21 protein-coding genes are annotated in these 25,580 nt (G+C 68.3%); 14 read left to right on the forward strand and 7 right to left on the reverse strand.

Annotation, left to right across the window (positions count from 1 at the left end):
* Positions 1–2: 2 nt before the first annotated feature.
* The 3 genes from NH8B_RS16715 to NH8B_RS16725 are packed head-to-tail and all read right to left on the reverse strand — an operon-like array spanning position 3 to position 5,494.
* The gene (locus NH8B_RS16715) at positions 3–3,125 is read right to left on the reverse strand and encodes an efflux RND transporter permease subunit (protein WP_014088298.1); all 3,123 of its coding nucleotides are present in this window, start codon (positions 3,123–3,125) and stop codon (positions 3–5) included.
* Between the two features lie 10 nt (positions 3,126–3,135).
* The gene (locus tag NH8B_RS16720) at positions 3,136–4,233 is read right to left on the reverse strand and encodes an efflux RND transporter periplasmic adaptor subunit (protein WP_014088299.1); all 1,098 of its coding nucleotides are present in this window, start codon (positions 4,231–4,233) and stop codon (positions 3,136–3,138) included.
* Positions 4,234–4,246: 13 nt separating this feature from the next.
* The gene (locus NH8B_RS16725) at positions 4,247–5,494 is read right to left on the reverse strand and encodes a murein transglycosylase A (protein ID WP_014088300.1); all 1,248 of its coding nucleotides are present in this window, start codon (positions 5,492–5,494) and stop codon (positions 4,247–4,249) included.
* Positions 5,495–5,804: 310 nt separating this feature from the next.
* Here NH8B_RS16725 and NH8B_RS16730 point away from each other — a divergent pair, with 310 nt between their 5' ends.
* Positions 5,805–7,394, forward strand: a complete 1,590-nt coding sequence (locus NH8B_RS16730) for a methyl-accepting chemotaxis protein (protein ID WP_014088301.1) — start codon at positions 5,805–5,807, stop codon at positions 7,392–7,394.
* Between the two features lie 206 nt (positions 7,395–7,600).
* Here the strand turns inward: NH8B_RS16730 and NH8B_RS16735 are convergent, their stop codons facing one another.
* The 3 genes from NH8B_RS16735 to NH8B_RS16745 all read right to left on the reverse strand — a co-directional run bounded on the left by NH8B_RS16735 (position 7,601) and on the right by NH8B_RS16745 (position 10,493).
* Positions 7,601–8,254, reverse strand: a complete 654-nt coding sequence (locus NH8B_RS16735) for a response regulator transcription factor (protein ID WP_008952548.1) — start codon at positions 8,252–8,254, stop codon at positions 7,601–7,603.
* A 106-nt stretch (positions 8,255–8,360) separates the two neighbouring features.
* Complete coding sequence (locus tag NH8B_RS16740; protein WP_008952547.1) at positions 8,361–8,681, reverse strand: c-type cytochrome; 321 nt, start codon at positions 8,679–8,681, stop codon at positions 8,361–8,363.
* A gap of 51 nt (positions 8,682–8,732) precedes the next feature.
* Positions 8,733–10,493: a PQQ-dependent methanol/ethanol family dehydrogenase gene (locus tag NH8B_RS16745; RefSeq protein WP_014088302.1), complete on the reverse strand. Its 1,761-nt coding sequence runs from the start codon at positions 10,491–10,493 to the stop codon at positions 8,733–8,735.
* Between the two features lie 209 nt (positions 10,494–10,702).
* On the opposite strand from NH8B_RS16745, the gene NH8B_RS16750 reads away from it, so the two are divergent.
* Genes NH8B_RS16750 through NH8B_RS16765 form a run of 4 tightly spaced genes read left to right on the forward strand, consistent with a single transcriptional unit; the run spans position 10,703 to position 14,368 of the window.
* Entirely contained in the window at positions 10,703–11,872 is a 1,170-nt protein-coding gene (locus NH8B_RS16750; RefSeq protein ID WP_014088303.1) for an ABC transporter substrate-binding protein, read from the forward strand.
* 26 nt (positions 11,873–11,898) lie between these two features.
* Positions 11,899–12,873, forward strand: coding sequence for a YVTN family beta-propeller repeat protein (locus tag NH8B_RS16755; protein WP_008952544.1), 975 nt, complete (start codon positions 11,899–11,901; stop codon positions 12,871–12,873).
* Positions 12,870–13,595 carry an ATP-binding cassette domain-containing protein gene (locus NH8B_RS16760; protein ID WP_014088304.1) on the forward strand — a complete coding sequence of 242 codons (726 nt, stop codon included), beginning with the start codon at positions 12,870–12,872 and terminating at the stop codon, positions 13,593–13,595. Before NH8B_RS16755 ends, NH8B_RS16760 begins: the two co-directional genes overlap by 4 nt.
* A complete protein-coding gene (locus tag NH8B_RS16765; RefSeq protein WP_014088305.1) occupies positions 13,592–14,368 on the forward strand; it encodes an ABC transporter permease in 777 nt (258 codons plus the stop codon). Before NH8B_RS16760 ends, NH8B_RS16765 begins: the two co-directional genes overlap by 4 nt.
* 125 nt (positions 14,369–14,493) lie before the next feature.
* Here the strand turns inward: NH8B_RS16765 and NH8B_RS16770 are convergent, their stop codons facing one another.
* Complete coding sequence (locus NH8B_RS16770; protein WP_008952541.1) at positions 14,494–15,042, reverse strand: PQQ-dependent catabolism-associated CXXCW motif protein; 549 nt, start codon at positions 15,040–15,042, stop codon at positions 14,494–14,496.
* A gap of 147 nt (positions 15,043–15,189) precedes the next feature.
* Between NH8B_RS16770 and nosP the strand changes: the two genes are divergently transcribed.
* The 9 genes from nosP to pqqA all read left to right on the forward strand — a co-directional run bounded on the left by nosP (position 15,190) and on the right by pqqA (position 25,567).
* Entirely contained in the window at positions 15,190–16,347 is a 1,158-nt protein-coding gene (gene nosP / locus NH8B_RS16775; RefSeq protein WP_014088306.1) for a nitric oxide-sensing protein NosP, read from the forward strand.
* Complete coding sequence (locus tag NH8B_RS16780) at positions 16,340–18,913, forward strand: hybrid sensor histidine kinase/response regulator (protein WP_041703089.1); 2,574 nt, start codon at positions 16,340–16,342, stop codon at positions 18,911–18,913. Before nosP ends, NH8B_RS16780 begins: the two co-directional genes overlap by 8 nt.
* A gap of 1,259 nt (positions 18,914–20,172) precedes the next feature.
* Complete coding sequence (adh, locus tag NH8B_RS16785; protein WP_014088308.1) at positions 20,173–21,693, forward strand: aldehyde dehydrogenase; 1,521 nt, start codon at positions 20,173–20,175, stop codon at positions 21,691–21,693.
* Positions 21,694–21,862: 169 nt separating this feature from the next.
* Complete coding sequence (locus tag NH8B_RS16790; RefSeq protein ID WP_008952537.1) at positions 21,863–22,252, forward strand: DUF779 domain-containing protein; 390 nt, start codon at positions 21,863–21,865, stop codon at positions 22,250–22,252.
* Positions 22,249–22,674, forward strand: a complete 426-nt coding sequence (gene pedF, locus NH8B_RS16795) for a cytochrome c-550 PedF (RefSeq protein WP_008952536.1) — start codon at positions 22,249–22,251, stop codon at positions 22,672–22,674. The genes NH8B_RS16790 and pedF overlap by 4 nt, the downstream gene beginning before the upstream one ends.
* A gap of 4 nt (positions 22,675–22,678) precedes the next feature.
* Positions 22,679–23,506, forward strand: coding sequence for a substrate-binding periplasmic protein (locus NH8B_RS16800; RefSeq protein ID WP_014088309.1), 828 nt, complete (start codon positions 22,679–22,681; stop codon positions 23,504–23,506).
* A gap of 15 nt (positions 23,507–23,521) precedes the next feature.
* The gene (locus NH8B_RS16805; RefSeq protein WP_014088310.1) at positions 23,522–24,295 is read left to right on the forward strand and encodes a quinoprotein dehydrogenase-associated SoxYZ-like carrier; all 774 of its coding nucleotides are present in this window, start codon (positions 23,522–23,524) and stop codon (positions 24,293–24,295) included.
* Entirely contained in the window at positions 24,292–25,251 is a 960-nt protein-coding gene (locus NH8B_RS16810) for a quinoprotein relay system zinc metallohydrolase 1 (RefSeq protein ID WP_051002173.1), read from the forward strand. Before NH8B_RS16805 ends, NH8B_RS16810 begins: the two co-directional genes overlap by 4 nt.
* 235 nt (positions 25,252–25,486) lie before the next feature.
* Positions 25,487–25,567, forward strand: coding sequence for a pyrroloquinoline quinone precursor peptide PqqA (pqqA, locus tag NH8B_RS21410; protein WP_036986317.1), 81 nt, complete (start codon positions 25,487–25,489; stop codon positions 25,565–25,567).
* Positions 25,568–25,580 lie beyond the last annotated feature (13 nt).

The raw sequence follows: 25,580 nt of genomic DNA on the forward strand, positions 1-25,580 counted from the left end.
CACTACAACATCTTCCCCACCTTCCCGCCGCGCTTACCGCCCATAAGCCGCCGCACCCGCTCGCGCAGGCCGTCGAGGTAGGTATACACCACCGGCAGCACCAGCAGCGTCAGCAGCGTCGAGGTCACCATGCCACCGATGATGGCGTGCGCCATCGGCGCGCGCGACTCCGAGCCCTCGCCCGCGCCCAGCGCCAGGGGCAGCATGCCGCAGATCATCGCCAAGCTGGTCATCATGATCGGGCGCAGCCGTACCCGTCCGGCCTCGACGATGGCATCCTCGCGCGCCATGCCCTCGCGCCGCGACTGGTTGATGAAGTCGACCAGCAGGATGCCGTTCTTGGCGGCCAGCCCCATCAGCATGACGATGCCGATCACCGAGAACATGTTGAGCGTGGAGCCGAAGGCGAGCAGGCCCAGGAACACGCCGACGAAGGCCAGCGGCAGCGCCACCATGATCGACAGCGGCAGCGAGAAGCTGCGGAACTGCGCCACCAGGATCATGTAGATGAAGATCACCCCCATCGCCAGCGCCTGCACCGCGAAGCCCAGCGATTCCTGCATGTCCTGGCGCTCGCCCTGCTGCGCCAGCGTCACCCCCGGCGGCAGCTTGAGCGACGCCGTGAGCTTGCCGATGTCGGCGAACACCGAGCCGGTGTCGCGGCCGGAGACGTTGGCGGTCAGCGTCACCTCGCGCAACAGGTCGACGCGGTCGATCTGGCGCGGGCTCTCGGCGTTGCGGGTGGCGGAGACGGTGGAGAGCGGCACCATCGGCTTGTGCCCCTGGGCATCGGCGGGGCCGGCCACGGTCAGCACGTCGAGCAGGCCCTCGCGGCGCTGCTCCTTGGGCACTTGCAGGCGCACGTCGTAATTCTCGCCGTCCGGCGCCTCCCAGGTGGTGACGACGTTGCCGGCCAAGAGCGTGGACAGGCTCTCGCCGACGGCGGCGAGGTCGATGCCGAGGCTGGCTGCGGCGTCGCGCCGTACTTCGACGTTGAGCGCCGGATCGGCCTCGCTCAGGCTGGACTCGATGTCGCTGACGCCAGGAATGGCGACGAGCCGGCGTTGCAGGTCGGCCGCGGCCTGCTCGAGCTGGGCGAGGTCGCTGCCGCGCAGGCCGATGTTGACCGGCTTGCCGCCACCGCCCTTCTTGCCCAGCTCTTCGATCGACAGGATCTGCACCCCGGCGAGCCGGCCGCTCTCGCGCCGCGCCGCGTCCATCAGTGCGAACAGGTCGCGCTGGCGCTGCTTCTTGCTGCCGACGTTGACGATGAGCCGCCCCTCGTTCTTGCTGGCCCCGAAGCGGCCGCCGCCGACGGTGATGTTGACCGACCTCACCTCGGGCAGGCGGCGCAGCGTACGCTCCAGTTCGCGCGCCTTGCCCTCGGTGTAGGCCAGCGAGGAGCCGGGGGCGGTCTTGAAGCTCAGCGCAAACTCGCCCTTGTCCTCGCGCGGCAGGAATTCGCCGCCGATCACCGGCACCAGCGCGAAGCTGCCGACGGTGAGCGCCAGCGCCGCCGCCAGCACCGTCTTGCGGTGGCCCAGCGCCCAGCGGATCACGCCGACGTAGCCTTCGGCCAACCTGTCGAGCGAATTCTCGAAACCGTCGAGCAGGCGCCCGAGCGGGCCCTTGTGGCGGTCGCCGTGGTGGTGCGGGTCGTGCCAGAGCGAGGACAGCATCGGGTCGAGGGTGAAGCTGACCAGCATCGAGATCAGCACCGCCACAGTGACGGTGAGGCCGAATTCGTGGAAGAACTTGCCGATGATGCCGCCCATGAAGCCGACCGGCAGGAACACCGCCACCACGGTCAGCGTGGTGGCGAGTACCGCCAGGCCGATCTCCTCGGTGCCCTGCAGCGCCGCCTGGAAATGGCCCTTGCCCATGTTGGCGTGGCGCACGATGTTCTCGCGCACCACGATGGCGTCGTCGATCAACAGCCCGATCGACAGCGACAGCGCCATCAGCGTCATCAGGTTGAGGGTGAAGCCCAGCGCCTGCACCGCGAACAGCGTGCCGATCAGCGACACCGGCAGGGTCAGCCCGGTGATCACCGTACTGCGCCAGCTGCCGAGGAACAGGAACACGATCAGCACCGTCAACGCCGCGCCCTCGATCAGCGTGGCGCGCACGTCGGCCAGCGAATTCTTCACGTCCTGCGACTTGTCGTAGGTGTAGGTGACCACCGTGCCCGGCGGCATCTGGCCGCGCTCGGCGGCGATGACCCGCTTCACGCCGTCCGCCACCTCGACCACGTTGGCGCCGCGCGCGGCGCGGATTTCCAGCCCGACCGCGGGCTTGCCGTCGATCAGCGACACGCTGGAGGGTTCGGCCTCGGCATCGCTGACCTCGGCCACGTCGGCGAGCCGCACCGGGTTGCCGTTCTTCCAGGCCAGCGGCAGCGCGGCGAAGTCGGCCGGCGACTTGAGCTTGCCGGCCACCCGCACCGACAGCTCGCGGCTGCTGGTGCCGACGTCGCCGGCCGGGTAGTCCTGGTTGGCCTGGCGCAGCACCGCCGCCACCTCGGGCAGCGACAGCCCGGCCGCCTCGAGCCGGTAGGGGTCGAGGTCGATGCGCAGTTCGCGCTTGGCGCCGCCGACCAGCTTGGCCTCGCCGACGCCGGACACGGTCTGCAGCCGCTTCTTCAGCACGTTGTCGACCCAGGTGGTCAGGGTGCGCGGGCTGACCTCGGGCGAGCTCAGCGTGATCGACAGCAGGGGCTGGTCGTTGGGGTTGAACTGCGACACCGTCGGCGTGGAGATTTCGCGCCGGAAACGCCCCTGCACCGAGCCGACACGGTCACGCACGTCCTGCACCGCGACGTTGGGATCGGTGGAGAGCTCGAACTCGACCACGATGGTGGAGCTGCCTTCGAAGGAATAGGAGCGGATGTGCTTGATGCCGCTGATGGTGTTGATCGCCTCTTCCAGCGGCCGGCTCACCTCGCTCTCCACCACCTCGGGCGAGGCGCCGCTGTAGGCGGTGCTGACCACCGCCACCGGGAAGCGGATGTCGGGAAACTCCTCCACCGGCAGACGCCAGGCGGCGAACAGTCCCAGTACCAGCAGTGCCAGCATCAGCACCGTGGCGAAGTAGGGGTTGCGGATACTGACGCGGGTCAACCACATGGCGGCGTCCTCAGCGTGCGCCGGCGAGCGTCACCGCATCGCCCGGGTTGACGCCCAGCAGGTTGGCGGCCAGCAGCGTCTCGCCCGGCTTGACTCCGGCGACGGCGACGCGCCCGGCGCCCTCGGCCAGCAAGCGCACGCTGACCGGGCGCTTGACGATGCGACCGTGCTCCAGCAGCAGCACCCAGGGCTTGCCGCCCAGATCGTGCAGCGCCGCCAGTGGCAGGCTGACGGCATCGACGACCTCGTTGAGCACGATGCCGCCCTTGGCGAACTGGCCGGCACTGAGCCGGCCGTCACGGTTGGCCACGCGCAGGTAGACGGTGAAGCTGCGCGTGCCGCCCGCCGCGACCGGGTTGAGCCGCACCAATTCGGCGTCGAATTCTTCGGCCAACCCTTCGACGCTGAAACGGGCATGCTGGCCGACGTGCAGCTTGCCGACCAGCCGCGCCGGCACACTGGCCGCCAGTTCCAGCACCGACAGGTCGGCGATGCGGAACAGCGGCGTATTGCGCTGCGCCAGCTCCCCCGGGTTGATGGCGCGCTGGTACACCACGCCGTCGATCGGCGCGCTGAGGCGGGTATCGCCCAGCGATTTGCGCGCGCGCGCCAGTTGCGCCTCCTGGGCTTTCAGCTCGCCGACGCGCACCTGGAAATCGCTCTCCACTTCCTCGAACGCCAGGCGCGAGATGAAGCCCCGGTCATACAGCTCGCGCTGCTTGTCGCGCTTGACGCGCGCCAAGCCCAGCCGTGCCCGGCTGTTGGCGAGCTGCGCCTCCTGCTCGGCCACGCTCTGCGCCAGGGTCTCGTTGTCGAGCCGCGCCAGCAACTGGCCGCGCCGCACCCGTTCGCCCTCGCGCACCGCCACCTCGCGCACCACCGCCTCCACCTCGGCGGCGACGGTGCTGCTGTCGAGCGCGTTGAGGGTGCCGGTGAAGGCCAGGGTGTCGGCCAGCGGGGCCACCTTGGCGACCAGCACGTCAGCTGCGGCCAGTTCGCGTGCCGGCGGCGCCTTGGTCCCCTCCTCCTTGGCGGCGGATGACGAGGACTCGTTGCAGGCGGTCAGCACCAGCAAGGACAGGATGAGGAGGAACGGGGTTGGTTTCATGGTCGGGTCCGGATCAGATGGCCTGGCTCGGCTTCATGCCCTTGGGCAGCAGTATCCACAGGCTGCCCGGCTGTTTCATGCGCCCGGCGTACATGCCGGCCTCGGTGCCGAAGCCCCAGAAGAAGTCGGCGCGGATCGGACCGCGGATCGCCCCGCCGGTGTCCTGTGCGTGCACCAGGCGCACCAGCGGCTGGTTCGACAGCGGCCAGGTGGTGGACAGGTAGACCGGGGCACCGAGCGGGATGTAGCGCGGGTCGACGGCGATGCTGTAGCCGTCGGTGAGCGGCACGCCCAGGGTGCCGAGCGGCCCGCCGTCGGCGTGCGCCAGCGGCTTGAAGAACACGTAGCTCGGGTTGACGTTGAACAGCTCCTGCTGGCGCCCCGGATGCGCCTTGATCCAGTCCTGGATGCCCTGCATCGAGGCGTCGGCCAGTGTCAGCTCGCCGCGGTCCACCAGCCAGCGGCCGATCGACTGGTAGGCGTAGCCGTTCTGCTCGGCGTAGCCGACGCGCAGGAAGCTGCCGTCCTCGAGCTGGATGCGGCCCGAGCCCTGCACCTGCAGGAAGAACAGCTCGACCGGGTTTTCCACCCAGGCCAGCACCGGCGCGCTGGCGACGCCCTGGCCCTGCTCGATCTCGGCGCGGGTGTAGTAGGGCCGCAGGCGCTGGCCCTCGAGGCGGCCGCGCAGCTTGTTGGTACGGCCGTCGCTGGGGAAGTCGGCCGGGCGCACTTCCACCTCGCCGGGAGCGGCCACGGTCGCGCCGGCACGCAGCGTCAGCTTGTTGCCCGGCCCGCGCCGCGCCACCAGCACGCTCTTGGCGCGCTCGGCGGGCGGCACGTCCAGCGTCAAGAGATCGGCCGGCACGCCGTACAGCGGGTACGGGGTGCGCGCCGTCTTGACGCGGCTGCCGTTGAGCAGCGGCTCGTAGTAGCCGGTGATCAGCCCGCTATCGCGCTCGCCGTCACGCAGCTTCCAGGCCTGGAAATGAGTCTCGAAGAAACGGCGCACCGCGGCGGCGTCGTTGGCCGGAACGGCGGCGGCGGTGCGGCACACGCCGCTCCATTCCGGCTTTTTCGCCACCGCCTTGCAGCTTTGCTGCAGCGCCGTCAGCGACTCGGCCGCGGCTTGCTGCTGCCACTGCGGCAGTTCGGCCACGCTGGCGGTTTCGAAACGAACCGAGGTATCCGCCGGGCGCGGCGCCACGGCGCACGCCGCCAGCAGCAGAACCGGCAACAACAGACTGAGTTTTCTGGAAATCACGCTTGCGACTCAATGAATGCCGGCCGACCACCACCTTAGCCGGGGCGGGCGGCTCGTAATAAAGGGAACACGTCGACCCCGATTGTAACCGTCCCGGGGCGCCATGAGCAGGAGGGAGGGTAGACCCGCGGCGGGGGCGACGAGTTCAGGCTGCTGGCCGAGCGTCGTCCGGCGCGCCAAAACACGGCTTGCAGTATGGATAACTTCAACTAGAACAGATGTTAGCAGCACCCATTCAATGCCATAAGAATAATTCGTTTGCCATGGCGCCGCTCCTCCGGCCGCCATTCCTTCCATCCAAGGGGGCAGCATGCGCAAGAACCTTCCGGTCACCGAGCAGGAGTTGTTTCTCGACCCGCGCCGGCCGATCGTCACCAAGACCGATCTCAAGGGCCGCATCACCTACGCCAACCCCGCCTTCGTCGAGATCAGCGGCTTTGCCGAGGCGGAACTGATCGGCCAGCCGCACAACGTGGTGCGCCACCCCGACATGCCGCCGGCGGCGTTCCAGGATCTGTGGGACACCATCAAGGACGGCCATCCCTGGCAGGGCCTGGTGAAGAACCGCGCCAAGGACGGCGGCTTCTACTGGGTCGATGCCTACGTCACCCCGCTCACCGAGCACGGCCGGCACGTCGGCTACATGTCGGTGCGCGCGGCCCCGGCACGCGACAAGGTGAGCGAAGCCGAGCGGCTGTACCGCGAGATCAACGCCGGCCGCGCCACCTTTCCCGCCACCCGGCGCCAGCACCATGCCTCCTGGCTGACATGGCAGCTGGCGATCCTCGCCGCGACGGTGCTGCTGGGCGCGGCCTGCGCCTGGCCCGCCTCCCCCCTGCTGCGCGAGGGCGGGCTGTTGCTGGTGCTGCTGGCCAGCGGCACGGCGACGCTGCTGCTGCAGCAACGGGTACGGGCCACGCTGCGGCGCGCCGACGCGGCGCTGACCGATTTTGGCGAAGGCAACTTCAAGGCCCCGATCGCCGAGCAGGGGCCGCGTGAGTGCGCCGTGCTGCTGCAGCGTCTCGAAACCACCCGCATCAACCTGCGCGCCATCCTCGCCGACGTGGTGTCGGCCACCGAGCGTATCGGCCAGGACGCCCAGCGCATCGGCGAGCAGGCCGAGACGCTACGCGCGCGCGCCAAGGACGAGAGCAACGACATCGCCCAGGTGGCGGCCGCGCTGGAGCAGCTCACCGTCTCGGTCAACGAGATCGCCGACTCCACTCGCCTCGGCTCGGAGCACGCCGCCACCGCGCGCCAGTTGGTCCAGGCGGGCAACGAGCGCATGCAGCACTCGCTGCAACGCACCGACGACCTGCGCGGCGTCATCGCCCAGGCACGCGACACCATCGCCACCCTGCACGCGGCCGTGGCGCGCATCGGCTCGGTCACCGAGCTGATCCGGGAGGTCGCCGACCAGACCAACATGCTGGCGCTCAACGCGGCGATCGAGGCGGCGCGGGCCGGCGAGCAGGGACGCGGCTTCGCCGTGGTGGCGGACGAGGTCAGAAAGTTGGCCGAACGCACCAGCAACAGCACCGCCGAGATCAGCGCCTCGATCGGTCAGGTGCAACTGCACGCCCACGGCGCCCTGTCCTCGATCGATAGCGCCAGCCAGGTCACCGGCCAGGCCAGCGCGCTGATCGGCGAGACCTCGGCCAGCCTGGGCCAGATCGAGCAGGCCAGCCTCGGGGTCGCCGACAGCGCCCGCGACATCGCGGCGATGCTGAACCAGCAGTCGCAGGCCTCCAACGAGGTGGCGCACAACATGGAGAAAGTCAGCGCCATCACCGAAAGCAACGCGCACAGCGTGGAACAGGCGGCGGACGCGGTGGGCAAGCTGTTTGACACCACCAAGGCGCTGAAGAGCCTGGTGGCGCATTTCGAGAAGTCGCTCTAAGAAGCTGCTCGCGATCTGTCGCGAGCAACCCTCGGCGGGATGAAGAGCAGCGCAGGAACCAGAATGTGCCGGAGTGCATGAGGATTCCCGATCGCGGAGCAAATCTCTGCACGCAGGGCACATGAGCCCTGATCAGGGCTGCGCAGCAAGATCGGGAACGGGTTCCAAGGGAATGGCACCGGCCAGAACGGTACCGACGCGGCGCGTCACATGCGCAGCAAGGCGCCGACCTTGATCACCGCCTGGGTGCGGCTGGAGACCTTGAGCTTGCGCAGGATGGCCGAGACGTGGGCCTTGACGGTGCTCTCGGCGATGTTGAGCTCGATCGCCACCACCTTGTTCGACTTGCCGCCGACGATGTAGTCGAGCACGCAGCGTTCCTGCTTGGTAAGCAGCGCGAGACGGCTGGCCAGGTCCTGCAACTGTTCGGGACTGCTGCCAGGCACCCCGGTGTCGCGGTCGGCCAGCGACGGCGGCAGGTAGATGTCGCCACCCAGCACCGCGTTCACCGCCTCGGTCATGCTGTCGCGCGAGAAGGACTTGGGAATGAAGCCGGAGGCGCCCACCGACATCGCCGCCTCCACGGTGCTGTGGCGCTCGTCGGCCGAGACCACGATCACCGGCAGCGTCGGCGCCTGCTGGCGCAGCCGGGCGAGCCCGGCCAGGCCGTCCATGCCCGGCATGTTGATGTCGATCATCGCCAGCTCGATGGCCGGGTTGCGGCGCACCGCGTCGAGTGCCGCGTCGAGCGACTCGCACTCGACGATCTCGCTGCCCTCGCCCAACGCGGACGACACCACCAGTCGCATGGCCTCGCGAAACAGCGGATGGTCGTCCGCAATCAGCACCGTGGCTTCCATCTTGAACGGCTCCTGGAGCCCTCGGCCTTCCGCGCGGGGGCGGCGCGCGGCGTGGCGACGGGCTCGAAAACAAACCGGCGGGGCGTGATGCCCAGCCGGCTCGGAATCATTTCAGACTCAGAATCCATTCGACGATGTGATGGATATCCTCGTCTTTGAGCTGGGCTTGCGGTGGCATGCCGGCGCTGCCCCAGACACCGCTGCCCCCTTCCTTGACCTTGAGGGCCAGCTTGTCGGCTGCGCCCTTCTCGCCATCATAACGCTCGGCCACGTCCTTGTAAGCAGGACCGATCACTTTTCGCTGGACGCTGTGACAGGCGAAGCAGCCACTTTTCTTGGCCAGCGATTCCCCGGCGGAGGGCTCGGCCGAGGCCAGAGCGGGCAACAGGACCAGGCCCGCCACGACGATATGCAATGCTTTCAACATGATTCTCTCCTGCCGGCGGCACGCCAGGGCGCGCCGCCGGCGACTACTCGATTACTGGCTCAGCTTGAATACCCACAGGCTGCCGCCCTGGGTGATGGTATTGATCTTCTTGGCCACTTCGCCGCCCCACAGCGGTACCGCGCCACCCCAGCCGGAGACGACGGCGACGTACTGCTGGCCGTCCATTTCCCAGGTGACAGGGCTGCCGACGATGCCGGAGCCGGTCTGGAACTTCCACAGCTCCTTGCCGGTTTGTGCATCGAACGCCTTGAGGAAGCCTTCCGGCGTGCCGGTGAACACCAGGTTGCCGGCGGTGGTCATCACGCCGCCCCACAACGGAGCCGGGTTCTTGTATTCCCACTTGATCTTGCCGGTCTTGGGATCCATGGCGCGCAGCACGCCGATGTGGTCTTCATAGAGCGGCTTGATGGTGAAGCCGGCGCCGAGGTAGGCCGCGCCCTTCTTGTAGGTGATCGGTTCGTTCCAGATGTCCATGCCCCATTCGTTGCTGGGTACGTAGAACATTTCGGTCTTCGGACTGTAGGCCATCGGCATCCAGTTCTTGCCGCCCAGGAAGGACGGCGCGGAGAACACCGGCTTGCCCTTGCCGTCGGCGCCCTGCGAAGCGGGGTCGAACGGGTTGCCCGGACGACCTTCGTCGTTGTAGATCGGGCGCTTGGTCTTCAGGTCGAAGCCCTTGGCCCAGGTGATCTTGGAGACGAAGGGGTAGGCGCCCAGCAGGTCGCCGTTGGTGCGGTCGGCCACGAAGAAGAAGCCGTTACGGTCGGCCTTGGCGCCGGCCTTGATCACCTTGCCGTCTTTCTTCAGGTCGAACGGGATGAATTCGTTGACGCCGTCGAAGTCCCAGCCGTCGTGCGGGGTGGTCTGCAGGTGCCACTTGATCTCGCCGTTGTCGGGGTTGATCGCCAGCGTCGAGGCGGTGTAGAGGTTGTCGCCCTTGCGCGTCCACGAGTTCCACGGCGCCGGGTTGCCGGTGCCCATGAAGATGGTGTCGGTTTCCGGATCGTAGGTGCCGCCAAGCCAGGTGGCGCCGCCGCCCTGCTTCCACTGATCGCCTTCCCAGGTGGCGTTCAGCTTGCCGGTCATGGTGCTCTCCTTGCCGTTGAGCGTGCCCATGTGGCCTTCGATCACCGGACGCGACCACACCAGCTCGCCGGTCAGTGCATCGCGCGCCTCGACCTTGCCGACGATGCCGAATTCGCCGCCGGAGACGCCGGTGATGAGCTTGCCCTTCACGACCATCGGCGCGGCGGTGTAGGAATAGCCTTCCTTGTATTCGCCGACTTTCTTGGTCCACACCACCTTGCCGGTGTGGCGGTCCAGCGCCACCAGGCGCGCATCCAGCGTGCCGAAGTACACCAGGTCGCCGTAGATGGCCATGCCGCGGTTGATGACGTCACAGCACGGCATGATGCCGTCCGGCAGGCGGGCGTTGTATTCCCACAGTTTCTTGCCGGTACGGGCATCGACGGCGTAGGCGCGGGAATACGAGGCGGTGGTATAGATCACGCCGTCGTACACCAGCGGCTGGGCTTCCTGGCCGCGCTGCTTCTCGCCGCCGAAGGAAAAGCTCCAGGCCGGCACCAGCTTCTTCACCGTCTTGGCGTTGATCTGGGTGAGCGGACTGAAGCGCTGCGCCTGCGGGCCCATGCCGTAGGACACCACGTCCTGCGTGGTCTTGCTGTCGTTGAGGATGTCCTTGTCGCTGACAGCGGCCGTGGCGAGCGGCGCCAGCATGGCCGAAGCCAGCAAGGTGGAAAGGGTGGTCAGACGCCACGTGCGCGTCGGCATGCTGTTTCTCATCTGGCTCTCCGATTTTGTAGTGGTTGCCGGGTCTGAAAGCGCTCCGGTCCCCCTGAATTCTCGGCAGCACCTCCCTTATCGCCAATTCGACTTAAGTCGCAGAAACGCCCCTGGGGCATGCGACTTAAGTCGAATGGACGCCCGGCAACGGCCGGGCCAATCTTCAAGCACCCCTCCCACCCGTTGAAGAAACCGCCATGCCCGCGCTCCCCGTCCGCCTTGCGTTCTGCCTTGCCGCCGGCCTGCTGGCCCTGCCGGCGGCGGCCCAGACCACGATCCGCCTCACCTACCTGGAAGAGGCCCGCGTTGCGACCAATCCGCTGGCCAACATCGAACCGGTGCCCGACGACCTGGGACGCGCCGGCGCCGAGCTGGCGATCAGCGACAACAACACCACCGGCAAATTCCTGCAGCAGCGCTTCGAGCTCGCGCGCATCGCGGTGCCGACCGGCGCCAGCGGCGCCGACATGCTGGCCAAGGTGCAAAAGAGCGGCGCCGGCTTCGTGGTGCTCAATGTCAGCGCCGGCGCCATCGACCGCCTGATGGCGCAGCCCGCCGCAGGGCGCTACCTATGGTTCAACGCCGGCGCCCCGGACGACCGCCTGCGCCAGAGCCAGTGCCGCGCCAACCTGCTGCACACGCTGCCGGGGCGCGCGATGCAGGCCGACGCGCTGGCGCAGTACCTGGCGACGCGGCGCTGGAACAAGTGGTTCCTGGTGAGCGGGCCGCGCCCGGAAGACCAGCTCTACGCCGCGGCGGTGCGCCGCGCCGCCAAGCGCTTTGGCGGCCGCATCGTCGGCGAGAAGGTGTGGAAGTACGGCCACGACGCGCGCCGCACCGCGCAGGGCGAGGTGCCGGTGTTCACCCAGGTGGGCGACTACGACGTGCTGATCGTGGCCGACGAGAGCGGCGACTTCGGCGACTACCTGTCTTACCGCACCTGGCTGCCGCGCCCGGTGGCCGGCACCCAGGGGCTGGTGGCCGGCGGCTGGCATGCCGCCGCCGAGCAGTGGGGCGCGGTGCAGTTGCAGAACCGTTTCCGCCAGCAGAGCCACCGCCCAATGCAGCCGGTCGATTACGCCGCCTGGGCGGCAGTGCGCAGCGTCGGCGAAGCGGCCAGCCGCACCGCCAGCGGCGAGACCGCCAAACTCTCCGCCTACATCCGCGGGCCTGAGTTCCAGCTCGCCGGCTTCAAGGGCCGCACTCTGTCGTATCGGCCGTGGAACGGCGAACTGCGCCAGCCGATGATGGTGGCGCAGCCGCGTTCCTTGGTGAGCCTGTCGCCGCAGGACGGCTTCCTGCACCCGCGCACCGACCTCGACACCCTGGGCTTCGACGCCCCGGAAGTGAAATGCCCGGGCCATTGAGCTGCCCCGCCACCCAAGGAACCGCCATGCCCCACCCTCTTTCCCGTCTCGCCGCCCTGCTGCTGGCCTCGTTCGCCGCATCGCAGGCCATGGCCGCCAACGTCTACGTCTCCAACGAGAAGGACCATACCCTGTCGGTGATCGACAGCAGCACGCTGCAGGTGGTGAAAACCCTGAAGGTGGGCAAGCGCCCGCGCGGCATCACCTTGTCGAAGGACGGCAAGTCGCTGTTCATCTGCGCCAGCGACGATAACACGGTGCAGGTGATGGATCTGGCGAGCGGCAAGATCACCCACAACCTGCCTTCGGGCGAGGATCCGGAGCAGTTCGCGCTGGCGCCGGACGGCAAGTCGCTGTACATCGCCAACGAGAACAGCAACGTGGTGACCATCATCGACGTGGCGAGCCGCCGCGTCACCGGCCAGGTGGATGTCGGCGTCGAGCCGGAGGGCATGGCGGTGAGCCCGGACGGGCGCTGGGCGGTGAACACCTCGGAAACCACCAATATGGTGCACTGGATCGATACCGCCACACGCAAGCTGGTGGACAGCACCCTGGTCGACCAACGCCCGCGCTACGCGCGCTTCTCCGCCGACGGCAAGCTGCTGTGGGTGAGCGCCGAGGTGGGCGGCACGGTGTCGGTGATCGACGTCGCCAGCCGCAAGCGCATCAAGACCATTTCCTTCGCCATCACCGGCATTCCCAAGGATCGCATCCAGCCGGTCGGCATCCGCCTCACCCGCGACGGCCGGTACGCCTTCGTGCCGCTGGGGCCGGCCAACCACGTGGCGGTGATCGACGCCAAGACCTTCCAGCCGGTGAAGTACCTGCTGGTGGGGCGGCGCGTGTGGCATGCCGAACTGTCGGCCGACGAGAAGCAGCTGTGGGTCACCAACGGCATCAGCAACGACGTCTCGGTGATCGACACCGCCGCGCTCAAGGTGCTCAAGTCGATCCCGGTGGGACGCTACCCCTGGGGGGTGGCGGTGAGCGGATCATGAGCGCCGCGCTCGCCATCGAGGCGCTGAGCCACCGCTACGGCGAGCGGCTGGCGCTCGACCAGGTCAGCCTGACGGTGGAGGCCGGCCAGTGCTGCATCCTGCTGGGCCCCAACGGCGCCGGCAAGAGCACGCTGTTCGGCCTGCTTTCGAGGTTGCTGGCGGTGAAATCGGGCCGCATCACGGTGTTCGGCCAACCTTTGCAGGCCGCGGCGCTGTCGCGCGTCGGCGTGGTGTTCCAGCAGTCGACGCTGGACCTCGACCTGAGCGTCGAGCAGAACCTGAGCTACTTCGGCGCGCTGCACGGCATGCACGGCAAGGCGCTGGCCCAGCGCATCGGCGAGGAGCTGGAACGGCTCGACCTCGCCGCGCGCCGGCGCGACCGCGTGCGCGACCTCAACGGCGGCCATCGCCGCCGCGTGGAGATCGCGCGCGCGCTGCTGCATCGCCCGGCGCTGCTGCTGCTCGACGAGCCCACCGTGGGCCTCGACCTGCCCTCGCGCCAGTTCCTGATCGGCCACCTGCACCGGCTGGTGCGCGACGAGGGGCTGGCGCTGTTGTGGGCCACCCACCTGATCGACGAAATCGACGCGCAGCACGACCACGTCGCGCTGCTGCACCGCGGCCGCCTGCTCGCCAGCGGTGCGGTGGCGCCGCTGCTGGGCGCGTCCGGCTGCGACAACCTGGCGAGCTGGTTCGACCTACGTACCGGAGCGGTGTCATGAAGACCAAGTGGATCGTGTTGTGGGCCATCATCGTGCGCGAGCTGCGCCGCTTCCTGCAGCAGCGCTCGCGCTTCTTCGGCGCGCTGGTGCGGCCGCTGATCTGGCTGATGGTGTTCGCCGCCGGCTTCCGCGCCGCGCTCGGCATCGCCATCACCCCGCCGTACGAGACCTACATCACCTACGACGTCTACATCGTGCCGGGGCTGGTGGGCATGGTGCAGCTGTTCAACGGCATGCAGAACTCGCTGTCGATGGTGTACGACCGCGAGATGGGCAGCATGCGCGTGCTCTTGACCTGCCCCGAGCCGCTGCCCTTTCTGCTGTTCTCACGGCTGTTCGCCGGCATGTGCGTGTCGCTGGTGCAGGTGTACGCCTTCCTGCTGATCGCGCGGCTGTCGGGGGTGGACCTGCCGTGGAGCGGCTTTGCCAGCGTGCTGCCGGCGCTGGTGCTGACCGGGCTGATGCTGGGGGCCGCCGGCATGGTGCTGTCGTCGCAGGTGCGCCAGATCGAGAACTTCGCCGGGGTGATGAATTTCGTGGTATTCCCGGTGTTCTTCCTGTCCTCGGCGCTGTATCCGCTGTGGAAGATGCAGGAGGCGAGCGAATGGGTGTACCAGCTGTGCCGCTTCAACCCGTTCACCGACGCGGTGGAGATGATCCGCTTCGCGCTGTACGGCCAATGGCAGGCCGAGGCGGCCAATCATACCGTGCTCGCCACGGCGGTGTGCCTGACCCTGGCGCTGCTGGGCTACCGCCCGCGCCAACGCGCTTGAGAGCGCTTATGAAAATATCTACTGCGCGTGATGATCTCGAGGCGGCGATGCCCGCCGTGACGCCGTCCCGCGCGCCAGGCGATGGCGTCACCCGCGCGGACAGGACGGCAAGTGCGGCAAAACCTTCACAGCGGAGCGGGCACGGCGTCGACCAGCGGCAGGCCGGCTTCCTGCCAGCCGTCGCTGCCGTCCGGGTACCAGTACACCGCCCGGTAGCCGTAGCTCAACGCCCGGCGCGCCGCGTTCCACGACATCCAGCAGTCGCGCAGGCAGTAGAACACCAGCGGCCGGTCGAGGTCGCCGCCGGACAGCCGTTCCAGCTGGCGGCGGAAATACTGCTCGATGGCGGGTTCGAGCTCGCCGTAGCCGACGTTGGGCAGCCACACGCTGCCGGGCAGGTCACGGCGCGGCGTGGCCGGCACCCAGCGGCTGCCACCCGCGGCGTCCGGCACCCGGTTGGCGGCCATGACGTCGAGCAGCAGCGGGTGGTGGATCGCGATCAGCGCCTGCAGGGTTTGGCTGTCGAGCACCGTGGCGCCGGGCAGCTTGGCCGGGGTCGGGGCGCGGTAGTGCTGCAGGCGGTAACCGTCCGGCAGCGGCACCGGTTCGGCAGCGACGGCGATGGTGGAGCCCAGCGACAACAGCAGGGCAACGCTGAGACGGGACAGGCTCATGGCAGCTCTCCGGCAGACGGTACACTGCAGCATGGCGCGGCGCGCGCGCGCGCGCTATTCGACTTTCGTTTTACGCGGCGAAGGTTCAAGATGAGGTGCGAACGTCCGCAGAGACGTCATCACGACTACAAAGCAGAGTGGAGACAAATGGGTTTCAATCCGCCTTCCCGGGTGCGACGCGGCCATGGCTACAGCGCCGACCCCGATCAGGTCGCCAACGAACTCTACCAGCAGCTGTGGCAGCCCGACTGCTCGCTGGTGCTGCTGTTCGTCGCCCCCGACTACCAGCTCGACAAACTGGCCGCCGCGCTGACGCGCCGCTTCGGCGACATCCCGGTGGTAGGCTGTACCACCGCCGGCGAGATCAGCCCGGACGGCTACCGCTGCCACTCCATCGTCGGCGTGAGCTTTGCCGAACCGGATTTCTTCGTCGAGGTGCAGGCCATCGGCGACCTGCCCCGCTTCGACCTGTCCGACGCGCTGGGCACGGTGATGAGCGCGCGCTATTCGCTCGGCCAGAAAGCCGGCTTTCCGCTGGAGCGCCATGCCTTCGCCCTGCTGCTGGTGGACGGCCTGTCGGCGCGCGAGGAACAGCTCGCCGGACGGCTGGCGCGCGCGCTGGGCGACATTCCGATCTGCGGCGGCTCGGCCGGCGACAACATGCGCTTCGAGCGCACCCACATCCTGGTGGACGGCCAGTTCGTCAGCGACAGCGCGGCGCTGGTGCTGATCGCCACGCCGCACCCGTTCGAGGTGTTCAAGTCGGAGCACGCCATCCGCAGCGGCGAGCGCGTGGTGGTGACCGAGGCCGACGCCGAAACGCGCCTGGTGACCGAGATCAACGCCGAGCCGGCCGCCGCCGAATACGCGCGGCTGTTGGGCGTGTCGCCCGAGCGCCTCACCCCGCTGTCATTCGCCGCGCACCCCCTGGTGCTCAACGTCGGCGGCGTGCCCTACGTGCGCTCGATCCAGCGCATCAACCCCGATCTGAGCCTGAGCTTCTTCTGCGCCATCGACGAGGGCATCGTGCTGTCCGGCACGCGCGCCACCGACATCGTCGACAACCTGGCGCGCACCTTCCGCGACCTGCGCAGCCGGCTCGGCGAGTTCCAGATCGTGCTGGGCTTCGACTGCATCCTGCGCACCCTGCCGCTGCTGCACTCCGACGCCATCGCTCGTCTCTCCAGCCTGCTCGCGGCGAACTCGGTGGTGGGCTTCTCCACCTACGGCGAACAATACCAGGCGATGCACGTGAACCAGACCTTCACCGGCATCGCCATCGGCTATGGCACGCAACATGAGTGAGATGGCACCGAGGTCCAACGGCGCCGAGCGGCTCTACGCGCTGGAACTGGAAAACGCCAAGTTGCGCAAGATCAACGAGGCGCTGATGCGCCGCGTCGAGCAGGGACTGGCCGACAACGGCAACTCCTTCACCTTTTTCCAGGTCGCCGCCGAGCTGGAGACCCGTATCCAGGAGCGCACCCGCGCCCTGGAGAAGGCCATGGCCGACCTCGAGGCCTCCAACTTCGCGCTGCAGGAGGCCAAGCTCGCCGCCGAGCTGGCCAAGAACCAGCTCAACGTGGCGGTGGAGACCATCGCCGACGGCTTCGCGCTGTGGGACAGCGACAACCGGCTGATCCACTGCAACCGCAAGTTCGGCGAGATGTTCCCGGCGCTGCGCCCGATCATCGCCCCCGGCCTGCCGTTCGAGACCCTGATCCGCGCCGCGGTGGCGGCGCACCTGATCCGCGACGCCGAGGCCGACCCGGAGGACTGGATCGCCCAGCGCCTGGCGGTGCAGCAGGCGCCGCAGGACAGCCTGATCCTGGCGATGAGCGACGGCAGTTGGCAGCGCGTCAGCGAGCGTGCCATCGCCGGCGGCGGCCGGGTGGCGATCTACACCGACATCACCGAGATCAAGCGCCAGGAAATGCTGCTGCGCGAGCGCGACCTCGCGGCGCATTCGCAGCTGCTGCACGCCACCATGAACAGCATCCGCCAGGGTCTGGCGGTGTTCGACCGCGACGGCCGCCTGATGGAGTGGAACCCGCGCTTCGTCGAGCTGACCCAGCCGGCGCTGGCGCAGCTCGACGAGGGCGGCGGCGTGCACCTGGCGGAGTGGTCGCGCTGCTGCCCGCTGGGCGGCACGCTGGAATACCGCACACCACAGGGCCTGACGCTGGAGGTGCAGTACAACCCGATGCAGGGCGGCGGCTTCGTGATGAGCTACACCGACATCAGCGAGCGCAAGGCGGCCGAGCAGGCGCTGCGCGACAGCGAAGCCAAGATGCGCCTGATCACCGACGCCATGCCGGCGCTGATCGCCTACGTCGACAACCAGCAGATCTACCGCTTCACCAACAAGGGCTACGAGAGCTGGTTCGGCGTGCCGCAATCCGAGATCAACGGCCGCTCGATGCGCGAAGTGCTGGGCGCCCAGCTGTTCGACGACCGCAAGCATTTCGTCGAGCTGGCGCTGTCGGGGCAGGCCTCGGTGTTCGAACTGGAGCTGCCGGCGCCGCGCCAGCACATCGAGTTCGCCCGCGCCACCTTCATCCCGCACTTCGCCAGCGACGGCAGCGTGCTGGGGTTCTTCGCGCTGATCCAGGACATCACCGAGAGCCGGCGCGCCGCCGAGGCGCTGCAGCAGGCCAAGGAACAGCTGGAAGTGCGCGTGGCGGAGCGCACCGAGGAACTGTCCGTGGCCAACGGCCGGCTGCGCGAGGCGATCCGCGCCATCGAGGACGCGCAGCAGAGCAAGACGCGCTTCTTCGCCGCCGCCAGTCACGACCTGCTGCAGCCCCTGAACGCGGCGCGGCTGTTCCTCGCCGCGCTGGCCGGACAGGAGCTGGCGCCGCCGGTGCGCCCGCTGGTGGACAAGACCGGCACGGCGCTGGAATCGGTGGACGACCTGATCAACACGCTGCTGGAAATCTCGCGGCTGGACGCCGGCGCGGTCGAGGCCGAACCACGCCACTTCCCGGTGGCGCAACTGCTGGAACAGGTGGCCGAGGAGTTCGCGCCGCTGGCCGAGGCCAAGTCGCTGCGCCTGCAGCTGCACTCCAGCCCGGCCATCATCCACAGCGACTGGGTGCTGCTGGGACGGGTGCTCCGCAACTTCCTCTCCAACGCCATCCGCTACACCCGCGAAGGCGGCATCCTGCTGGGCTGCCGGCGCCAGCCGGACGGCCTCCTGATCGGGGTGTGGGACCAGGGGCTCGGCATCCCGTCCGACAAGCTCGCCCTGGTGTTCCACGAATTCCAGCGCCTGCCCGAACACCATAGCCTGTGTCCAAAAGGCATGGGCCTCGGGCTCGCCATCGTCAGCCGCCTGGCGCGCCGGCTCGACCACCGCCTGGTGGTGCGCTCGCGCTTCGGACGCGGTTCCTTGTTCGGCGTGGTGGTGCCCTACGGCGAGGCCGACGCGGTCGGCCCGGCGCCGCAGCCGGAGGACCCGCTGCCGGCCCTGGCGGCCCCGGCGCAGCGCCAGGGCGCCACCATCCTGCTGATCGACAACGAAACCAGCATCCTCGAGGGCATGAGCACGCTGCTCGCCGACTGGCGCTACCGTCCGCTGGCGGCGGCCTCGGCGAGCGAGGCGATCGAGCTGCTCAAACGCGAGGCGGTGCAACCGGACGCGATCCTCGCCGACTACCATCTCGACCACGGCGCCACCGGCATCGAGGCGATCCGCGCCGTATGCCAGCACCTGGGCCGCGCGGTGCCGGCGGCGCTGATCACGGCCGACCGCAGCGACGAGGTGCGGCAGGAGGCGGAAGCCGGCGGCTGGGCCTGGCTGGGCAAGCCGGTGCGTCCGGCGCGCTTGAGGACCTTGCTGGCGCATCTGACGCAGCCAGCGGGGGAGTGAGGGGGGCGGTGCTGTCTGATAGGGCAGCATGCGGCTTTGGCGATCCGGCGGTTTCCTTCGATGTCACTGGAGAGGGAGTGGGGTTTGCCGGTTCCGCCCGGCGGACGGGAAGGGGGAGTTTGCGTCGCCAAACTCCCCCTTCACCCCCAAAGGCGACCCCCACCGCCGTGTGATCCCGCCGGGGCCCGGTCATGGCAAGGCGCGGCTGGAACTAGCCGGGCGCTAACGTCGCCCGGCGTCGAACAGCCAGCCGCTTAAGACCTTGCCATGCCCACCCATCGGCACGGCAGAAGGGGGGGCCCGCTACTGACGTATTGGCCGGGTTGATTCGGCTTGCTGAAAAGACAAACAGGGCAGCTACCCATCAAGGTTGGCCGAAGAGCTACAAACAATGATTTCGACCACGCCGCAGAGGACATCCCCTCTCCCCTTTGCCTGTTTTCTTCAAAACCAAGACATGACCGATGTCCCCATCCGCCCTTCCTGCCGCGCCGGCGGGATGGGGGATGGCGAGGTTTTAAGCCGTGCACTGTCTGAGCCGTTCGTCGTTAGCGAACGGCGAGTTTTCACGGCGCCTCGCCAGCCTCCAGCCCGACGGATACCAGCGGCGGGGGGCTCGCCTCGGGAGCGTCGAGGGGCTTGGCGACGCAAGCCCCTCGACCCGCCTGCCGGGCTGGACCGGCAAACCCCACACCTCCACCAACCCAAACAGGCAAGCCACAACCCAGGCAAAGAGGCCGGGTGGAAACGACCCCCGCCACCGCCAGTTTCACCCAGCCCCCAAACATGACCGACGCGCCCCATCCGCCCTTCCGCCGCGTCGGCGGGATGGGGATGGCGAGGTTTTAAGCCGTGCGCTGTCTGAGCCGTTCGTCGTTAGCGAACAGCGAGTTTGCACGGCGCCTCGCCAGCCTCCAGTCAGACAGACACCAGCGGCGGTGGGCTCGCCTCGGGAGCGTCAAGGGGCTTGGCGAGACAAGCCCCTCGACCCGCCTGCCGGGCGGGACCGGCCAACCCCACGCCTCCAACTACCCGCATTGGCAGTGCGACGTCCACGCGAAGAGATCGGCAAACACAACAGGTTGGCCGAAGCCGCTTTTCCAGGACAGGCTCCAGTGCCATACACCACGGCCCATCTCGCCCCCCTCCCCCTCTGCGACCAAAGTCGAATGGCTGAATGCCCCTCCGATTCGCACAATGAAACCACTGCTAGGCTGTACATCCAACAGACCAGCGTCTCACCAAACCGGAGGAACGTCATGTTGCAACAGACCCTGAACTCGATCCAGAACACCATCCCGCTGCGCAGCCAATACGACAACTTCATCAACGGCAAGTGGGTCGCCCCGGTGCGTGGCCAGTACTTCACCAACCTGAGCCCGATCACCGGCCAGCCGCTGTGCGAAGTCGCCCGCTCCACCGCCGAAGACGTCGAACTCGCACTCGACGCCGCCCACGCCGCCTTCGACCGCTGGGCCCGCACCTCCCCGACCGAGCGCTCCAACACCCTGCTGCGCATCGCCGACCGCATGGAGCAGTACCAATCCTTCATCGCCGCCGTGGAAACCGCCGACAACGGCAAGCCGCTGCGTGAAACCAACGCCGCCGACATCCCGCTCGCCGTCGACCACTTCCGCTACTTCGCCGGCTGCGTCCGTGCCCAGGAAGGCTCGATCGGCGAGATCGACGACAACACCGTCGCCTACCACTTCCACGAGCCGCTCGGCGTCGTGGGCCAGATCATCCCGTGGAACTTCCCGCTGCTGATGGCGGCCTGGAAACTCGCCCCGGCGCTGGCCGCCGGTAACTGCGTGGTACTGAAGCCGGCCGAGCAGACCCCGATGGCGATCATGGTGCTGATGGACCTGATCGGCGATCTGCTGCCGCCGGGCGTGCTCAACGTCGTCAACGGTTTCGGCCTGGAAGCCGGCAAGCCGCTCGCCACCAACACCCGCATCAACAAGGTGGCCTTCACCGGTGAAACCAGCACCGGCCGCCTGATCATGCAGTACGCCTCCGAGAACATCATTCCGGTCACGCTGGAACTGGGCGGCAAGTCCCCCAACATCTTCTTCGAAGACGTGATGAGCGCCGACGATGCCTTCTTCGACAAAGCGCTGGAAGGCTTCGCCATGTTCGCCCTGAACCAGGGTGAAGTGTGCACCTGCCCGAGCCGCGCCCTGATCCAGGAATCGATCTACGACGCCTTCATCGAGCGTGCCGTGGCCCGCGTCAAGGCCATCAAGCAGGGCAACCCGTACGACATGAGCACCATGATCGGTGCCCAGGCGTCGTCCGAGCAGCTCGACAAGATCCTGTCCTACATCGACATCGGCCGCCAGGAAGGCGCCCAGGTGCTGGCCGGCGGCCAGCGTGCCCAGCTGGGCGGCGATCTGGCCGGCGGCTACTACGTCGAGCCGACCATCCTCGCCGGCCACAACAAGATGCGCGTGTTCCAGGAAGAAATCTTTGGCCCGGTGGTCGCGGTCACCACCTTCAAGAACAAGGAAGAAGCGCTGCAGCTCGCCAACGACACCTCCTTCGGCCTGGGCGCCGGGGTGTGGACGCGCGACGGCTCGCTGGCCTACCGCATGGGTCGCGAGATCAAGGCCGGCCGCGTCTGGACCAACTGCTACCACCTGTACCCGGCGCACGCCGCGTTCGGCGGCTACAAGAAGTCCGGCATCGGTCGTGAAACCCACAAGATGATGCTCGACCACTACCAGCAAACCAAGAACCTGTTGGTGAGCTACAGCCCGAACGCACTGGGCTTCTTCTGAGAGTAGGAAACCTTCCTGCATGGCAGGCCGATCTCGACGTGGCGGTGCTCGCGGCCCCCCTCTCCGCGGAGCTTCCCGCTTCGACCTCGGCCTGCCCATGACGGGGATCCCTCCTCTTGGGCATCAAACCTGCGGGGCGGCAGCCATGCCGCCCGGCGCGAGGAACACCATGGTCAATCGCGTTGACATCACCCCCGCCGCGGCCGCCATGGTCAGCAAACTGACCGAGCGACACGGCCCCCTGCTGTTCCACCAGTCCGGTGGCTGCTGCGACGGCAGCGCCCCGATGTGCTACCCGCAGGGCGATTTTCATCTCGGCGCCCAGGACGTCCACCTCGGCGAGATCGCCGGCGTGCCGTTCTACATGAGCGCTTTTCAGTACGAGTACTGGCAGCACACTCACCTGACCATCGACCTGGTTCCCGGTCGCGGCTCGAGTTTTTCGGTGGAGGCACCCGAAGGGGTACGTTTCATCACCCGCTCGCGCCTGTTCAGCGAGGCCGAATTGGCCGAGCTGGCGAATAGTTCTTCACCACCAGAGCAAGGAAGCACGACATGAAACCCGCCACCCTCCGCATGCTGACGCTGGCCCTCGCCGGTAGTCTCACCCTCCTCGGTACCGCTTACGGTCACGGCAACGTCACCCCGCAACCGGTGGATACCGGCAATCTGAAGAAGCTCGGCAGCGAATGGCTGGACAGCAACCCCTACCGCGGTGATGCCGACGCCATCCGCATCGGGCATTCCGCCTTCGCCCAGAACTGCGCACGCTGCCACGGCATCGACGCCATCTCCGGCGGCATCGCGCCGGACCTGCGCCAGCTGCCCGCCGGCGAAGAAGGCGACGCGGTGTTCCAGGGCCGCATCCGCCACGGCTCGATCCGCAACGGCGTGACCTACATGCCGCCGTTCGAGGGCATCCTGTCGCAGGAAGCCGCTTGGGCCATCCGCTCCTGGCTCGATACCGTGCATCAGGAATGACATCATGAACCGCCGCCATTTTCTGACCGCTCTGCTCGTGGCCCCGCTGCTGCTGACGCAGCAGGCCCGCGCCGCCAATCTGGACGATATCCGCGCGGGCGGAGTGCTCAGGGTGGCGGTGTACCGCGACTTCCCGCCGTTCTCCTTCGTCAAGGACGGCGAACTCACCGGCATCGACGTCGATCTGGCGCGCGCCATCGGCAAGAAGCTCGGCCTGGCGGTCAACTTCATGCCGATCACCCCGGCCGACGACGTCGACGGCGACCTGCGCAATGCCGTCTGGAAGGGTCACTACCTCGGCGGCGGCACCGCCGACCTGATGCTGCACGTGCCGTTCGACCGCGAACTGGCGCGCCGCAACGACAACGCCTACCTGTTCAGCGCCTACTACAGCGAAAACCTCGCCTGGGCCGGCGGCAACGTGCCCGGCTCCACCCTGCAGATCGGCCAGGACAGCATCGCGGTGGAAAACGACAGCCTGGCCGACCTCTACCTGTCTTCGTTGCAGGGCGGCCGGCTGCGCAGCCAGCTGCAGCACTACCCGAGCGCCCAGGGCGCGGTGGCCGCGCTGCGCGAGGACAAGGCCGGCGCGGTGTACGGCACCCAGAGCGAACTGGAATGGGGATTGCCACGCGGCGAGTGGCGCCTCGGCCAGCCGCAGGCGCCCGGCCTGATCAAGGCGCGCTGGGAAGTCGGCATGGCCACCAAGGAAAGCCTGCGCGACCTGGCCTGGGCGACGAGCGACATCGTCACCGAGCTGCGCCAGTCGGGCGAGCTGGCCCGGCTGTTCGCCCGCTACCAGGTCAGCTACCGCGCGCCCGACGAGCACTGAGCCCCGGACCCCGCCATGCCGCCCCTTGCCCGCCACCTCCCCGCCCTGATCGCCCTGCTGGGCACGAGCCTGCCGCTGTACGCCGCACCGCAGGCCGACCCGCTGCATTCGGTGATGTGGGACGTGATGCACAAGACCGTGCTGGGCGACCAGCCGGCGGTGTTCGACGAGCGCGTCAAGGTGACGCTGCCGCAGCAGGTCGAAGACGGCCAGCGCGTGCCGGTCAGCGTCGACGCCAGCGCGCTCGGCCGGGTCGAGGAGATCGTGCTGTTCGCCGACTACAACCCCTTGCCGCTGGCACTGCGCTTCCAGCCGCTGCGGCTGCAGCCGGTCTTCGCCGTCGCCATGCGCGTCAACCAGGCCACGCCGATCCGCGCCGCGGCGCGCGACGCCCAGGGGGTCTGGCACGTCGGCGGGCAGCTGGTCGACGCCCCGGGCGGCGGCTGCGCCCTGCCCACCCCGACCCGCGCCAGCACCGACTGGGCCAACCTGCTAGGCAAGATGTACGGCCGGGTCTGGCGCGAGGGCGCCACCCACCGCATCCGCCTGCGCGTGATGCACCCGATGGACACCGGGCTGGTCGGCAATACGCCCAAGTTCCACCTGACGCAGCTGCGGCTCAGCGACAGCGCGGGCCAGCCTCTGGCGCATCTCAGCCTCGACGCGCCGCTCGCCGAGAACCCGCTGTTCACCTTCCAGCTCGCCCGGCTCGACGGCGACAGTCTGCGGATCGACGCCCAGGACAGCGACGGCAACGCCTTCGGCGGCCGCCTGCCGGTGCTGCCATGATGACGCGCCGCCTGCGCCTGCTCGCCGCGCTGCTGGCCGGACTCGGCGCCGTGAGCGGCGCCCGCGCCGCCGAGTATCCGATCACGCCGCAAGCCATCGCCCCCGACAGCTGGGCGGTGATCGCCGACACCGGCTACTTCACCCCGCAGAACGGCGGCTTCCTGGTCAACACCGCCTTCATCGCCACCGCCGAGGGCGTGGTGGTGATCGGCAGCGGGCCGTCGCGCGCCTTCGGCCAACAGTACCGCCGCGTCATCGAGCGCACCGCCGGCAAGCCGGTGCGCGAACTGGTCATCACCCACAAGCACCCCGACCACTTCCTCGGCAACCAGGCCTTCAGCGACGTGCCGATCCGCGCCGACGAAAAAACCACGGGCATGCTCCGGAACGAAGCCGAAGGGTTGGCCGAAAACCTCTACCGCCTGGTCGGCGACCGCATGCAGGGCACCGAGCCGTTGCTGCCCAACGCCCCGCTCACGCCCGGCGTGCGCGAGATCGGCGGGCACACGCTCGAATTCATCGCGGTGCCGGGCCACACCCAGTCCGACATCGCGGTGTTCGACCACACCAGCGGCGTGCTGTACGCCATCGACCAGGTGTTCAACGGCCGCACACCGACCCTGCCCAACGCCAGCCTGCCCGACTGGCTGGCCGCGCTCGACCGCCTGGAAGCGCTGCCGTTCAAGACCCTGGTGCCCGGCCACGGCGCGGTGACGCACGACGCCGGCCCGATCCGCGCCACGCGCCGCTACCTGCAGTGGCTCGACGCCACGCTCAAGGACGCCGCGCGGCATGGCCTGACGCCGACCGAGGCGATGGCGCTGCCGATCCCGGCCGAGTTCGCCGGCTGGGCCGAGGCGCGCGCCGAATGGCGCCGCAGCGTCGGCTTCCTCTACGCCCTCTACGAACTGGCCGAACTCCCCGCGCTGGCCGTCCCCGACCAGCCTACCGATTGACTCCTCCTGCCCGTGCATTGTCATTCAGGGCTTTTGGCCCGCCTCTCGGCGGGTCCTTTTTTTGCCCGCTGCAAACGCCGCGAAGCGGCCACGCCGGCCCCCCGTCGCGCCAGCCCCCGACGCGGAAAAAAATACCCAGGCCCGTCCGACTAAAGTCGCATTCTCATGCGGCTCCCGTCCTCCTTATAGTGAAGTGGCCATCCGGCAATTCAGTTCTCAATTTGGAGGATTCACCATGCGTACCTGGACCACCCCGAAAGTGATCGAAGTCTCCCTCGGCTGCGAGATCAACTGCTACATGTGCGCCGAGCGCTAAGACAAGGACCCGA

The sequence above is a fragment of the Pseudogulbenkiania sp. NH8B genome (assembly GCF_000283535.1).
Classification (GTDB): domain Bacteria; phylum Pseudomonadota; class Gammaproteobacteria; order Burkholderiales; family Chromobacteriaceae; genus Pseudogulbenkiania; species Pseudogulbenkiania ferrooxidans.

Coding starts and splice junctions, on each gene's coding strand:
- NH8B_RS16720 (WP_014088299.1), bottom strand. CDS start 4,233: ATGAAACCAACCCCGTTCCTCCTCATCCTGTCCTTGCTGGTGCTGACC.
- NH8B_RS16760 (WP_014088304.1), top strand. CDS start 12,870: ATGAGCGCCGCGCTCGCCATCGAGGCGCTGAGCCACCGCTACGGCGAG.
- NH8B_RS16800 (WP_014088309.1), top strand. CDS start 22,679: ATGAACCGCCGCCATTTTCTGACCGCTCTGCTCGTGGCCCCGCTGCTG.
- NH8B_RS16790 (WP_008952537.1), top strand. CDS start 21,863: ATGGTCAATCGCGTTGACATCACCCCCGCCGCGGCCGCCATGGTCAGC.
- nosP (WP_014088306.1), top strand. CDS start 15,190: ATGGGTTTCAATCCGCCTTCCCGGGTGCGACGCGGCCATGGCTACAGC.
- NH8B_RS16745 (WP_014088302.1), bottom strand. CDS start 10,493: ATGCCGACGCGCACGTGGCGTCTGACCACCCTTTCCACCTTGCTGGCT.
- NH8B_RS16780 (WP_041703089.1), top strand. CDS start 16,340: ATGAGTGAGATGGCACCGAGGTCCAACGGCGCCGAGCGGCTCTACGCG.
- NH8B_RS16805 (WP_014088310.1), top strand. CDS start 23,522: ATGCCGCCCCTTGCCCGCCACCTCCCCGCCCTGATCGCCCTGCTGGGC.
- NH8B_RS16755 (WP_008952544.1), top strand. CDS start 11,899: ATGCCCCACCCTCTTTCCCGTCTCGCCGCCCTGCTGCTGGCCTCGTTC.
- pedF (WP_008952536.1), top strand. CDS start 22,249: ATGAAACCCGCCACCCTCCGCATGCTGACGCTGGCCCTCGCCGGTAGT.
- NH8B_RS16765 (WP_014088305.1), top strand. CDS start 13,592: ATGAAGACCAAGTGGATCGTGTTGTGGGCCATCATCGTGCGCGAGCTG.
- NH8B_RS16750 (WP_014088303.1), top strand. CDS start 10,703: ATGCCCGCGCTCCCCGTCCGCCTTGCGTTCTGCCTTGCCGCCGGCCTG.
- pqqA (WP_036986317.1), top strand. CDS start 25,487: ATGCGTACCTGGACCACCCCGAAAGTGATCGAAGTCTCCCTCGGCTGC.
- NH8B_RS16770 (WP_008952541.1), bottom strand. CDS start 15,042: ATGAGCCTGTCCCGTCTCAGCGTTGCCCTGCTGTTGTCGCTGGGCTCC.
- NH8B_RS16730 (WP_014088301.1), top strand. CDS start 5,805: ATGCGCAAGAACCTTCCGGTCACCGAGCAGGAGTTGTTTCTCGACCCG.
- NH8B_RS16810 (WP_051002173.1), top strand. CDS start 24,292: ATGATGACGCGCCGCCTGCGCCTGCTCGCCGCGCTGCTGGCCGGACTC.
- NH8B_RS16735 (WP_008952548.1), bottom strand. CDS start 8,254: ATGGAAGCCACGGTGCTGATTGCGGACGACCATCCGCTGTTTCGCGAG.
- adh (WP_014088308.1), top strand. CDS start 20,173: ATGTTGCAACAGACCCTGAACTCGATCCAGAACACCATCCCGCTGCGC.
- NH8B_RS16715 (WP_014088298.1), bottom strand. CDS start 3,125: ATGTGGTTGACCCGCGTCAGTATCCGCAACCCCTACTTCGCCACGGTG.
- NH8B_RS16740 (WP_008952547.1), bottom strand. CDS start 8,681: ATGTTGAAAGCATTGCATATCGTCGTGGCGGGCCTGGTCCTGTTGCCC.